This window comes from Endozoicomonas numazuensis, from assembly GCF_000722635.1.
GTDB lineage: Bacteria > Pseudomonadota > Gammaproteobacteria > Pseudomonadales > Endozoicomonadaceae > Endozoicomonas_A > Endozoicomonas_A numazuensis.
The window spans coordinates 151,209-163,709 of the sequence record NZ_JOKH01000009.1 but is presented as its reverse complement, the minus strand read 5'-3'; the positions used below and the strand labels follow the sequence as shown (position 1 = coordinate 163,709).

Sequence of the window (12,501 nt, the reverse complement as noted above, 5' to 3'; positions counted from 1 at the left end):
GGCTGAGTGATTTCTTTCACTGGCTCAGGTGAGGCGAACTGCGTAATCTTTTCGCTATGAATCACTTACTCCGATTCATGTGTTGTGTGTGTTTGCCGGCATCGGCTCAGAGTCATTGATGCCGGTTTTTTTTTGTCAGTATTGTGGTTTCTCCGGGTTATCAGAATGTGTGAAAGGGTTTTGTCTTCACCTCTTCATCAAAAAGAGGCTAAAACAAAGTGCTTTCATAGAGCGAAAACAGTTTGTTTCAGAGCTTGTAACGAGTAATCTGGGCCACCCGTTTTCAGCTATGGGCATTTCTAATGTCTAATAGAGAGAGTTGTACTCATGGCCAGTAATCGACTGAAAATGAGTTTGCTGCCGGCTTTGCAGGCTATTCTGGATACCGGCAGTGTAACCCGTGCAGCAGATCAGATGCATGTCACTCAGTCCACAATGAGCAGGACTTTGTCGCAGTTGCGAGAGACGTTAAATGATCCAATCCTGATAAGGGAGGGGAATCATATTTTTCTATCTGAAAAAGCGCGTCAAGTTCAACCATTGGTTTCAAAGTTAATGGCAGATTCTGAAACGCTGTTTGAAAATCAGTATTTTGATCCTGCAACCAGTGAGCATCATTTTCGGATTGGTACGGGGTCGGTCATTCTTGAGAATTTTCTGATTCAGGCGTTGATCGAGCTTAAGCAGGTTGCTCCGGGTGTGACCAGTTCTGTGTCACTGCCCTGTGAAAATATGATTTCCTCCATGGAATCGGGTGAGCTCGACCTGGGTGTCATAGTTACCTTACCTGATACGACCGAGAGTCTCTGTAAAGAGGTAGTGGCAGCAGCGTCGTTTAATGTTCTGATGCACAAAACTCATCCGATGAGTGGTTGTGAAACCCTCGACCTGACCGAAATGGAAAAGTATCCCTTTGTGATCACTCAAGCGGTTATTGCTGCCAGTCCTTATATAAATGGTCTTCGAGAGCAGTATGAGTTTTTAAGAAACCCCTGGCTCAAATTGCCAAGTCTGCAGGCTGCTTTGAAGGCCATTCGTTCCAATGATGCCTTTACCATTGTGACCAATGTGGAATATCTGGCTATGGATCTATTTGGTGATTATGTTCTATTGCCTACCTTAGCCGACTCTCCGCCTCTCAAATTTGAGTTGGTCTGGCCAGAGCACTGGCAGTTCAATCAGGCACATCAGTGGATGAGGGGGTTTCTGTTAAGTCGGTTGCAGTCGTTTTTCGAGAAGGGCGAATAGTAATGTCGCAGGAGAGCCAGGGCTTATTTGCCCTGGTTTTTGCGGTTGTCATTAATGATGAAGCCGACCACTGCACAACCAAAGATAATGGTGCTTGCGACGGCCAGTAATCCTGCGATTACGACTGTGTCCATGTACATATTATGGCTTTCCTGAGTGTTTGTTTTCCTCAGGATAGGGTTGTGCAAGGGGTGTGGTGTTGATCTGAGTCAATGTTTGAGCGATTGATTAAAATCTTAACTAGTTCGTGAGCAGGGGGTTGATGCCTTCTTTAATCAGCATATTGGTGAGCTTTATCAAAGGTAAGCCGATCAGGCTGTTAGGATCGTCGCCTTCCATTTTGGAAAACAGGCTTATGCCCAGTCCTTCACACTTGAAGCTGCCTGCACAGTCCAGCGGCTTTTCCTTCCTTATATAGTTTTCAATCTCCTGTTGGCTTAAGTGTCGGAAGTGTACGGTGTAAGTGACGGTATCTACCTGGCAGTTATTCGTTTGAGTGTTCAAAAGACAGAGGCCGGTATAAAAGGTCACTGATTGACCGCTGCAACTCATGAGCTGTTCAATCGCTTTTTGTTCTGATCCTGGCTTGCCGAGCAGTGTTTTACTGAGCTGTGCGGATTGGTCCGAAGCAATGATCAGGTGTTCTGGGTACGCTTGTTTGAGTCTTTCGGCTTTTTGCCTGGAGAGGCGCATGGTCAAAGCTTGAGCGGACTCTCCAGAGTGAGGAGTCTCATCAATATCAGGTGAGTGACATTCAAAGGGAAGGTCGATCCTTTTTAATAGCGACTTTCGATAAGGAGAACTGGAAGCCAGGATGATTTTCATAAATTCTGGTTCTGGAAGGGTGATCGGTTCTTCTTGAATAGAGCTTTTTGGCTGTGATATCAAGAGCTAAGGGAAATCTGTTCTGATTTATAGCTCTGTTTGAAATAAGATTCGATAGCGTATGTCGCCAGGGTGGAAATTACATATTGTTATTGCGGCCTTCAAGGTTGCTGGCAAAATGACTGAAAGTTAAGCCGTTTAAAGCGCTTAAACCCTTTGACAGGGAGTTTTCTTGCCCCTATTATGGCGCGCTTATGACAACCAACCCGTGAGCTTATGGCTATCGGACAATTACCCAAAACCTTTGATCCGCGTAAACTCGCGCGTCAAGGCAGGCAGTATCAAGGTTCGCTGGTGCTGAGTCAGTTTGACCGACTGGTAGGCAGTCTGGTCGATGACAAAGGCGAGGTCCAGGTCGATCTGAGCTTTTCATTGAGCGAAGATAACCGGGTTGTGCTGGAAGGGCATGTTGAGGCGGAACTGAGCATGATCTGCCAGCGCTGTCTGGAGGTGGCCAAGCTACCGGTGCGAGCTGATCTCCATTTGATGGGGGTGCTGACTGATGAGCAGGCCAAAGCCTTGCCGGAAAATTTCGAACCGTTAATGTTCGGTGATGAGCCGGTAGAATTATTGCCTATTCTCGAGGAAGAGCTGATTCTGGCACTTCCGCTGGTGGCCTATCATCCGCCTGAAGACTGTTCAGCTCAGCGATACTATACCACTGAGTCTGAAGATGAGGCTCAGGCGGCTGCCGTCGAGGCAGAAAAAGAGCGCAAGAACAGTAACCCTTTCAGCGTTCTGGCCAAATTGAAAACAGATACTACGATCCAGGAGAGTTGACACATGGCTGTTCAGCAAAACCGTAAAACCCGTTCTAAGCGTAACATGCGCCGTTCCCACGACAGTCTGACTTCTGCTCAGCTGTCTGTAGAAGCAGCTTCCGGCGAAACTCATCGTCGTCACCACGTTTCTGCTGAAGGTTTCTACCGTGGCAAGAAAGTAGTTGAAACCAGCGAAGACTAAGTGCTTCGGTCGGTTTGACTAAAGGAATGAGTTCAGTGATTCAAAAGCTGGCTTCCAGGGACAAGGAATAAAATGACATCGGGTGCAAACGCAGACTCAATGATGACGGTTGCTCTTGATGTTATGAGCGGGGACGATAGTCCCCGTTCTCGTATCCGGGCTGCCGTCAGAGCGCTCGATCGCTTCAATTCTCTTCATCTCCAACTTGTCGGCGATCAACCGCTCATCGAAGATTACCTCTCCGATATGGAGTGTACCGATCGATCTCGTATTTCCCTGATTCATGCAAATAAGACGGTTACCATGCATGACAAGCCTTCTCTGGCGCTCAGGGGAAAAAAAGATTCCTCTATGTGGAAAGTGCTTGAGCTGGTTGCCAAGAACGAGGCGCAAGCCTGTGTCAGCGCAGGTAATACGGGTGCGCTTATGGCTATGGGTCGTTATGTGCTTAAAACCTTTGCAGGTATAGATCGGCCAGCCATAGCTGCCAGTGTTCCTACCTCGACCGGTAGCGCCCTGCTGATGGATATGGGGGCTAATGTCGACTGTACCTCCATGCATCTCTATCAGTTTGCCATTATGGGCGCGCAATTGGCTTCATCTGTTTATGGTGTGGAGTCACCCAGGGTGGGTTTGCTGAATATTGGTACTGAAGAGATGAAGGGGAATGAGCAGGTAAGGTTGGCTCATCACCTCCTTCAGGAAAAGCTTGGAGCACAGCAGGGGTTGGAATATATTGGCTTTATTGAAGGTCATGATATTTTCAGCGGTAGTGCAGATGTGATTGTTTGCGACGGTTTTGTCGGGAATGTTGCGCTGAAAACCGGAGAGGGTGTTGCAAGCCTGATACGAGACGGCCTGAAGTCTATTTTTCAGCGTTCGCTACTGAATCGCTTTCTTTATTTTTTGATTTCCCCCCTATTGAGAGAGTTTAATCGCAAGATTGATCCTGTTTTGCATAATGGCGCCAGTTTGTTGGGGTTGCAGGGAATCGTTATAAAGAGTCACGGTGGGGCTGATGAAAAAGGCTTCTATCGTGCGATATGTCAGGCGGTGAAAGAGGCGGAATATGAAGTTCCGGTCAGGATTGCCCGTGAGGTTGAAGAGCGATTGTTGTAGTCGTTGGCTGCTATAGATCGTCTGCGTATAGAAATTGAATCTGTTGGTGAGATTTGTTTTCAGTTAGAAACATAAAATTACCCACCTTGGGTTCGACTTTTTCTATAATTGCCTGAGTTTTTTTCTCGGAAGAAGCGAAGAGCCGGAAAAAGGTGCGCTTCTTTCAACGATTTAGCTATTTCAGGACTAGACCCAAAGCAATGACGGATTTACTTGCGTTTGTTTTTCCGGGGCAGGGATCCCAGTCGGTAGGCATGCTTGCAGACCATATTGATCACCCTGTTGTCGTACAGACATTTACTGAAGCCGCCGAAGTGCTCGGGTTTGACCTTCTGAAGTTGATCAGTGAAGGGTCTGCTGAAGAGCTCAACAAGACTGAAAATACTCAGCCTGCTCTGCTGACAGTCAGTGTGGCGCTTTGGCGGCTCTGGCTGGAGAAAGGGGGCGTTAAGCCTTCTTATATGGCGGGCCACAGTCTGGGTGAGTACTCGGCACTGGTGTGTTCTGGTGCGATGAAGTTTGCCGATGCTGTCCGGGTTGTGCGCCAGCGTGGTCTCTTTATGCAAGAGGCTGTACCAGCTGGAACCGGAGCCATGGCAGCCATTCTGGGTCTTGAAGATCAGCAGGTGATTTCAGTCTGCCATGATGCCGCTCAAGGTGGTGTGGTTGAAGCGGTTAATTTCAACTCTCCGGGGCAGGTGGTTATTGCAGGTGAAAAAGAGGCGGTTGCCCGTGCTGTTGAGCTCGCTAAAGAAGCGGGTGCGCGCAAGGCAATGCCATTACCGGTGAGTGTTCCTTCGCATTGTGCGCTCATGAAGCCTGCAGCAGAGAAACTGGCAGTAGAGCTTGCTTCCATAGAATTGAGTCAGCCTGCTATCACAGTGATTCAGAATGTCACTGCAGAACCCTGCTCAGAACCAGAAAAGATTCGTGAAAATCTTGTTAAGCAGCTTTATAGTCCTGTTCGCTGGGTAGAGACAGTTCAGCACTTGCATGAAGCGGGTGTTACTCAGTTTGCAGAGTGTGGTGCAGGTAAAGTGCTGGCAGGTCTTAACAAGCGGATAGTGCGCAGATCGCCTGTAGCAACGCTTGAGCTTGCGTCCTCATTTGAAGATCTGCTTGGGCAGGCTTAATGCTTGATTTTTCAGCCATGCTGAGTCGGAAAGTGTTCCTGAATCTGGGTTTCGTTAAAATCCCGGGGCTCAGTGAGTAAAGCGCTTTTTTGATCAATTGCCATAAGCGATGAGACAGCTTTTCATCTGTAAAAGTTGAAGGTTACTTCGCGGTAGAACAACAGGATAGAACTATGTCGAACCTTGAAGGCAAGGTTGCTCTGGTTACTGGCGCCAGTCGTGGAATTGGCAAAGCAATTGCCATTGATCTGGGCAAGCAGGGAGCTATTGTGGTTGGCACGGCTACCTCAGAGCCTGGCGCTGCAAGAATTACCGAGATGCTGCAGGCTGAGGATATCAAAGGCTGCGGTATGGTGCTGAACGTTTCTGTGTCAGATAGCTGTACTGAAGTGGTAAAAGCAGTAACATCCGAATTTGGCGCACCCCAGATTCTGGTTAATAATGCGGGTATTACTCGTGATAATATCCTGATGCGAATGAAGGATGATGAGTGGGATGATGTGGTCAATACCAATCTGAGCTCTATTTACAGAATGAGTAAAGCGGTATTGAGGGGCATGACCAAAGCTCGCTGGGGGCGTATTATTAACATCAGCTCCGTTGTCGGTTCCATGGGCAATCAGGGGCAGTCGAATTATGCAGCAGCCAAGGCTGGGGTAGAGGGCTTTAGTCGTTCTCTGGCCCGGGAGATTGGCTCTCGTCAGATTTCTGTGAATACAGTAGCTCCCGGTTTCATTGATACAGACATGACCCGTGATCTGCCAGAAGAACACAGAACCTTTTTGCAGTCCCAGGTGCCAATGGGTCGTCTGGGGCAACCTGAAGAAATTTCCGGTGTTGTGGCTTTCCTGGCTAGTGATGTAGCAGGTTACATTACCGGAGAAACCATTCATGTGAATGGTGGAATGTACATGGGCTAGGATTCTGCCGGATTCATGCTCGAAAACATGAGTCTGACAGGCTTCAGGCCTCGTGATCAGAGGGTGTGCAGGGTTATTTGCACTTGATTGGTGTCAAAACCTCTCTGAAAAAGATGAAAATTGCGGTAATATCGCGGGCCTGTCCTTGAAATTACTGCAAGCGTTTATATATAGTAATTGACCGCAGTAAGGGCGGGTTTCAAATCGCCCTTCTGCACCCGAATATCGATAGGAGCACAAACAGGTATGAGTACCATTGAAGAGCGCGTCAAAAAGATCGTTTGCGAACAGCTTGGCGTAAAAGCAGAGGAAGTCACCAACAGTGCGTCTTTCGTAGAGGATCTCGGCGCGGACTCTCTGGACACTGTTGAGCTGGTGATGGCTCTGGAAGAAGAGTTTGAAACTGAGATTCCAGACGAAGAAGCTGAAAAAATCACCACCGTTCAGGAAGCAATCGACTACGTTGTTGCTCATTCCTGATTCTGTCCAGGCTGCAGGCTAATAGCTGTATCCTGAAAAAGCCGTACGCAGTAAAATGCGTGCGGCTTTTGTGTTTTTACTTTGAGAAATATTAGAAATCTTGTCTTGATGTGGGAAGTGTCAGGTGGTTTAAAGCGCTGTGCTTTCTTCTGTTGGTCAGGCTCTTGGGCATAGGTATGTTTGGGTGTCGTTAAGGCAACTGAGGACGAAAGAAAGAGACTACTGTTCAGTGCAGCGGGCATCGTTTCTCAGTGAAAAATAACAGTGTGTGTCGGCTCGTTTGAGTGATGACTGCAAACACGAAACGTTATCGTATATCTCGGTCAGCCTCCTATGAGCCTGATTGGGATATTACACACTCACACACAAGGATAATGTCATCATTTTTACATGATCAGAAAGCATGATTTTTTGTAAACCAGCAGTCGTAAGCCGTCATGTATTCGAATGGGACTCATGGCTGTTAATGGCTCATGGCTGTTAATGGCTCATGGCTGTTAATGGCTCATGGCTGTTAATGGCTCATGGCTGTTAATGGCTCAGGGCTGTTAATGGCTCAGGGCTGAGTGTGGGCTTCGGTACAAGAAGAAAATCAGTGAATCTGATGCAGGAGTGAATTGTTTTGTCGCATAGAAGGGTAGTAGTAACAGGGCTGGGTGCGTTATCTCCGGTAGGTCTGGGGGTTGAGCAGAGCTGGCAGTCTGTATTGGCAGGTCGTAGTGGTATTCATACGATAGATCATCTGGATACAGAGAAGTTCAGCGTCAGTATCTGCGGTACCGTAAAAGGGTTTGAGGCGGGTGATTATTTCAATCCTAAAGATGCTCGAAAAATGGATGTTTTTATCCAGTATGCGTTGGCTGCTTCCATTGAGGCCATGAAAGATGCAGGGCTGGATGGAAGTGATTTGCTCAAAGGTGATAATGTCGGTCGCTACGGTGTTGTAATCGGTTCCGGTATTGGTGGCATTACTTCTATTGAACAGAGTCATGACACGCTTCATAAGTCTGGTCCACGTCGTATATCTCCCTTCTTTATACCGGCTGCCATCATCAATATGGCCGCAGGGTGGTTGTCCATGCATTACAACCTCCAGGGGCCAAACTTTGCGACCTCTACAGCTTGTGCAACGGGCAGTCATGCATTGGCCCTTGCTGCCAGAACGATTGCATACGGTGACGCCGATGTTATGGTGGCGGGGGGCGCTGAAAAGGCTTCTTCTGCACTGGGTATGACAGGTTTTGCTGCTGCAAGAGCCTTATCTACCCGAAATGATCAGCCTGAAGCCGCCAGTCGACCCTGGGATAAGGACCGGGATGGTTTTGTTCTGGGTGATGGTGCGGGTGTTATGGTGCTGGAAGAGTACGAACATGCTGTACGACGTGGCGCTACTATTTATGCAGAGCTCAGTGGTGTGGGTATGAGTGGTGACGCTTATCACATGACGTCTCCACCTGAAGATGGTCGAGGGGCTGCCAGGGCAATGCAATCAGCCTTGGATGACGCAGGTCTTAAAGCGGAGCAGGTTTCATATATTAACGCTCATGGTACATCCACTGCTGCTGGTGATATTGCTGAAACCCGGGCGATTCATACGGTCTTTGGCCAATCGGCCAGGCATGTGGCTGTGAGTTCTACAAAGTCTATGACCGGCCATTTGTTAGGCGCGGCAGGGTCGCTTGAGGCGGTTTTTGCAGTAAAATCTCTTTTGGATAATCAGGCTCCTCCCACGATTAATCTGGATAATCCCGATGAGGGCTGTGACCTTGATTATGTACCGGGTAAGGCCAGAAATATTGAGATGGAACATGTGCTGACTAATTCGTTCGGATTTGGTGGGACGAATGTTACCCTGGCTTTCTCGAAGCTTGATTAGGGCTAAGCTGCGCCCAGATAGAACGTCGGAGTTTGACGGTTTTGTGAGGGTGCACTTTAGATCAGGTGCTCGAAAGCTTAAGTCCGACAGGCTCCTGGCGTCTGGTTTATTTAGGTCTATCGATGCGTTTGTCGTCTTTTTTGCTGCGCTAGTACAGCCGCCTTTTGCTTTATACCGTTCGCACTGAGCCTGTGAGGTGCATGACCAGCACCCTTCGACAAACTCAGGATGAATGGAGTATGTATGAGTAGGAACGTTTTGGATAATTGTAATCCTGTCAGCTGGGTCAACGGGGAGCCAGCGTCTTTGGTGTCAATCAATGACAGAGGGCTGGCTTATGGGGATGGCCTTTTTGAAACGATTCGAGTTCAGGCGGGTATGCCCACCCTTTTCGATCTCCATTGTAAAAGACTGTGTTCCGGGGCTGCTGTACTCAGAATTCCTTTTGATCTTGAAGGCTTCAAACGTGAAGTTGGTGAGTTTTTGCAAGCGCAGAAACTGCCGGAAGGCGTGCTCAAAGCCATTGTGACACGCGGCTCTGGTGGTCGTGGATACAATCCTGTCGGATGTGAAAACCCCCGTCGTATTTTATCCTTTCATCCTTTGCCGGCTTATAAGGGTTCGCCTGGTCTCAGTGGTATCAGGCTGCATGAATGTAAAACCAGAATGGGTGATCATGCTTTTGCCGGATTAAAGCATCTCAATCGTCTTGAGAATGTCATGGCGCGTTCGGAATGGCAGGGGAGTGATTGTCTGGAGGGGCTGTTACTGGGTTTGGATGACCGGCTTGTTGAAGGGACGATGAGTAATCTCTTTATGGTGTCGGGTAGCACGCTGTTGACTCCCGATCTTGGCAGAGCAGGGGTCAATGGGGTGTGCAGGGAGTTTATTCAGGAGCATGCTCAGGGTTGGGGGTTAAAAGTGGAAACGGGTGATTACTCCCTTGAGGACCTTGCCGGAGCTGAAGAGGTTTTTGTCTGTAACAGTGTTAACGGGATATGGCCGGTGATTGCCTGTGGTGATCTGAACTGGTCAGTAGGCAGCGTGACCTGTACAGTCAGGGATAGAGTTCAGGAAGTTTTGAATGCTTAAAAAATTCTTATTTGCATTGGTGGGTCTGCTGCTCACCGGGTTACTGGCCGTCGTTATTTTATGGAAGGCGCTGGACTGGTATGGGGATCAGCCAGTAGTAGCTCCTGACAGTGTCGATAGTCTGGAATTTACCATTTCTCAGGGTGAGTCCATGACTCGGGTGGCTGATAGTCTGGCCGAACTAGGCTGGCTTCAACATCCGCAAGTATTGGTGATTTTAGCCAGAGTCGAGAAAGTGGCTGGAGGGATTCATGCCGGGGATTATCTGATTCCGGCCGGGGTTACGCATCGGGAATTGCTGAACATTTTCACTTCCGGTCAGGTGCGTTACTACAATGTGACGCTGGTCGAAGGTCATACTTTGAAAGAGGTGGTAGCAGTACTTAATAAGCACGAAAAGCTATCTTCGCCGTTGGATGATCAGGCTATGCAGACGCTTTATAAAAGCCTTGAGATAGAAGGGAATCCTGAGGGGCGTTTTTATCCCGATACCTATTTCTTTCAGGCGGATGCGAGTGTTGAATCCATACTCAGGCGTGCTTACAAACGAATGAGTAGCGTATTATCTGAAGAGTGGCAAAAACGATCTGAAGGACTTCCTTATAAGAGTGCCTACGAGGCGCTGATTATGGCGTCTCTGGTCGAAAAAGAGACCGGGGTAGCCTATGAGCGAGGAGAAATTGCAGGTGTTTTTGTCAGACGTTTGCGAAAGGGGATGCGGCTGCAAACCGATCCTACAGTGATTTATGGTCTGGGTGAGCGCTATAAAGGGAATATCAGTCGTCGTATGCTCAGGGAGCCTACGCCCTATAACACCTATGTAATAAGTGGGCTGCCACCTTCACCTATTGCACTGGCTGGGCGGGAAGCGATTCATGCTGCTTTGCATCCCAAAGACGGCAAGTCACTCTATTTTGTCGCCAAGGGCGATGGCACTCACTATTTTTCGAAAACACTGGTAGAGCATAACCGAGCTGTCAGAAAGTATCAGATTGAACAGCGTCGGGAAGATTACCGCTCGACTGTGGAGACTCAATAATGGCTAATGCCCCATCCGGTTTTTTCCTGACGATTGAAGGTGGAGAAGGCGCGGGTAAAACGACAGCGGTCGATTTCATCAAGCATTGGATGAGTGACCGTCAACTGGCATTTACTGAAACCCGTGAGCCCGGCGGTACCCAGGTTGCGGAAGAGCTGCGGGCGCTTTTGCTTGGGCATCATGGTGAGCCTTTGTCTGATATAACCGAGCTGTTGATGATGTTTGCAGCTCGATCGCAGAATCTGTTTCATAATATTTTGCCCGGGCTTGAAGCAGGGGAGATAGTTCTCTGTGATCGCTTTACCGACGCCACATATGCGTATCAGGGTGGAGGGCGTGGCCTGAATACACAGCCGGTTGAGACGCTGGAAAATCTGGTGCAGGGGGCTTTGCGTCCGGATATGACGATTCTTCTGGATGTGGATCCTGAAATCGGAATGGCCAGAGCTAAAGGGCGAAGTGGTGAGCTGGATCGTATTGAACAGGAAAAAATGGACTTTTTTATCCGGGTGCGTAATGCCTATCTGGAGAGAGCGAGGCAGTTTCCGGAACAGTTCGAAGTGATTGATGCGGGGCAGTCTCTGGAAGGTGTTCAGAAACAGTTGTTGGATGTGCTCGAAAGAAGACTGGGGGCACGTTGATGAAAGACTGGAGCATATTGCCCTGGCAAAATACTCAGTGGGAGCAAATGGTCCACTGTCAGCAGTCGGATAATCTGGCTCATGCCTACCTTCTGAAGGGGGTGCCGGGAACAGGAAAGCTTCAGTTTGCTAAAGCGCTGGCTGCTTATTTGTTATGCCTGAATCCTCGGGGTTCTGGCGCATGTGGCCATTGCAAAGAGTGTGAGTTGCTCAAGGCGGGGACTCATCCGGACTTTACCCTGCTGGAGCCGGATGATCCGGGCCGACCCATTCGAATCGACAGTATTAGAAAACTGAATGACTTTGCCCATAAAACGGCTCAGCAGGGAGGGCGAAGGGTGATTATCCTGAGTCCGGCAGAAGCCATGAACGTCAATGCTGCCAACGCTCTGCTTAAATGCCTTGAGGAGCCGGGAGACGATACCATTTTTCTGCTGGTCAGTGCCCGTTCCGGTGATATGTTGCCCACGATCCGCAGTCGTTGTCAGCAACTGAACTTTTCTACACCTGTGCGAGAAGTCGCGGAGCAATGGTTATCCACTCAGCTGGATGATCCGGCAATGGTTAATCAGTTGTTGGATCTGACCGTTAATTCTCCCCTGGAAGCCAAGCGTTTTGCGGATCAGGGTTTACTGGAAAAGAGAGAAGCATTGGCTGATGGTCTGAAAGGGCTTTTTAAAGGAAAAGTGACACCGGTCGAGCTGGCAAAAAACTGGCAGTCATCGGATCTGGCTCTGACCTTGAGCTGGATCATTGGCTGGTTGGATGATGCGGTTAAACTGGGTTTAAATGCAGACGCTTCCGTGCTCAGAAATCGAGACCAGCTGAAAATGCTGGAATATATATCCAGAAAAAGTGATGCCAGAGCACTTCTGCAAGAGAGAGATTGGCTGATGTCGCAAAGACAGTCTCTGTTGGAAGGAGGGAATCTGAATCCTCAAATGTTGATGGAAGGCACGTTCTGTCGAAGCCTTGATCTGGTTTTGGCGTGAGTTCTATCAACCCGATGCTGGACGGGTTAAACTCAGATACAGTGTTGTAAAACAAACAAGAGTAAAGAATATTTATCTTTAGCTGGCAGGGGTCATTGCTTAACCTTACTGTC

General features: G+C 48.6%; 14 protein-coding genes. 12 read left to right on the top strand and 2 right to left on the bottom strand.

Annotated features, from left to right (window positions below; translation table 11 throughout):
• Positions 1–327 precede the first annotated feature (327 nt).
• Entirely contained in the window at positions 328–1,248 is a 921-nt protein-coding gene (locus GZ78_RS24865; RefSeq protein ID WP_034842424.1) for a LysR family transcriptional regulator, read from the top strand.
• A 23-nt stretch (positions 1,249–1,271) separates the two neighbouring features.
• Here the strand turns inward: GZ78_RS24865 and ccoM are convergent, their stop codons facing one another.
• Both ccoM and GZ78_RS24860 read right to left on the bottom strand, forming a co-directional pair.
• On the bottom strand, positions 1,272–1,388 hold the full coding sequence (gene ccoM, locus GZ78_RS30835; RefSeq protein WP_330217634.1) for a cytochrome c oxidase subunit CcoM: 117 nt from the start codon (positions 1,386–1,388) through the stop codon (positions 1,272–1,274).
• Positions 1,389–1,488: 100 nt separating this feature from the next.
• Positions 1,489–2,073, bottom strand: a complete 585-nt coding sequence (locus GZ78_RS24860; RefSeq protein WP_034842548.1) for a Maf family protein — start codon at positions 2,071–2,073, stop codon at positions 1,489–1,491.
• A 354-nt stretch (positions 2,074–2,427) separates the two neighbouring features.
• On the opposite strand from GZ78_RS24860, the gene GZ78_RS24855 reads away from it, so the two are divergent.
• From GZ78_RS24855 to GZ78_RS24800, 11 genes are all read left to right on the top strand, one after another.
• On the top strand, positions 2,428–2,913 hold the full coding sequence (locus GZ78_RS24855; RefSeq protein WP_236631687.1) for a YceD family protein: 486 nt from the start codon (positions 2,428–2,430) through the stop codon (positions 2,911–2,913).
• Positions 2,914–2,916: 3 nt separating this feature from the next.
• Positions 2,917–3,096, top strand: a complete 180-nt coding sequence (rpmF, locus tag GZ78_RS24850) for a 50S ribosomal protein L32 (protein ID WP_034842420.1) — start codon at positions 2,917–2,919, stop codon at positions 3,094–3,096.
• 72 nt (positions 3,097–3,168) lie between these two features.
• Entirely contained in the window at positions 3,169–4,215 is a 1,047-nt protein-coding gene (plsX, locus tag GZ78_RS24845) for a phosphate acyltransferase PlsX (RefSeq protein WP_081870027.1), read from the top strand.
• Positions 4,216–4,415: 200 nt separating this feature from the next.
• Positions 4,416–5,348, top strand: a complete 933-nt coding sequence (gene fabD, locus GZ78_RS24840) for an ACP S-malonyltransferase (RefSeq protein WP_034842418.1) — start codon at positions 4,416–4,418, stop codon at positions 5,346–5,348.
• 173 nt (positions 5,349–5,521) lie between these two features.
• Entirely contained in the window at positions 5,522–6,268 is a 747-nt protein-coding gene (gene fabG / locus GZ78_RS24835; protein WP_034842416.1) for a 3-oxoacyl-ACP reductase FabG, read from the top strand.
• Between the two features lie 246 nt (positions 6,269–6,514).
• Positions 6,515–6,748: an acyl carrier protein gene (gene acpP / locus GZ78_RS24830; RefSeq protein WP_034842413.1), complete on the top strand. Its 234-nt coding sequence runs from the start codon at positions 6,515–6,517 to the stop codon at positions 6,746–6,748.
• A gap of 622 nt (positions 6,749–7,370) precedes the next feature.
• Positions 7,371–8,624 (top strand): beta-ketoacyl-ACP synthase II, encoded by a 1,254-nt coding sequence (fabF, locus tag GZ78_RS24820; protein WP_034842408.1) that lies wholly within the window; start codon positions 7,371–7,373, stop codon positions 8,622–8,624.
• A 243-nt stretch (positions 8,625–8,867) separates the two neighbouring features.
• The gene (gene pabC, locus GZ78_RS24815) at positions 8,868–9,716 is read left to right on the top strand and encodes an aminodeoxychorismate lyase (protein ID WP_051786521.1); all 849 of its coding nucleotides are present in this window, start codon (positions 8,868–8,870) and stop codon (positions 9,714–9,716) included.
• On the top strand, positions 9,709–10,755 hold the full coding sequence (gene mltG / locus GZ78_RS24810; protein WP_034842405.1) for an endolytic transglycosylase MltG: 1,047 nt from the start codon (positions 9,709–9,711) through the stop codon (positions 10,753–10,755). Before pabC ends, mltG begins: the two co-directional genes overlap by 8 nt.
• Positions 10,755–11,396 carry a dTMP kinase gene (tmk, locus tag GZ78_RS24805; protein ID WP_034842403.1) on the top strand — a complete coding sequence of 214 codons (642 nt, stop codon included), beginning with the start codon at positions 10,755–10,757 and terminating at the stop codon, positions 11,394–11,396. The genes mltG and tmk overlap by 1 nt, the downstream gene beginning before the upstream one ends.
• A complete protein-coding gene (locus tag GZ78_RS24800; protein WP_051786520.1) occupies positions 11,396–12,388 on the top strand; it encodes a DNA polymerase III subunit delta' in 993 nt (330 codons plus the stop codon). Before tmk ends, GZ78_RS24800 begins: the two co-directional genes overlap by 1 nt.
• Positions 12,389–12,501 lie beyond the last annotated feature (113 nt).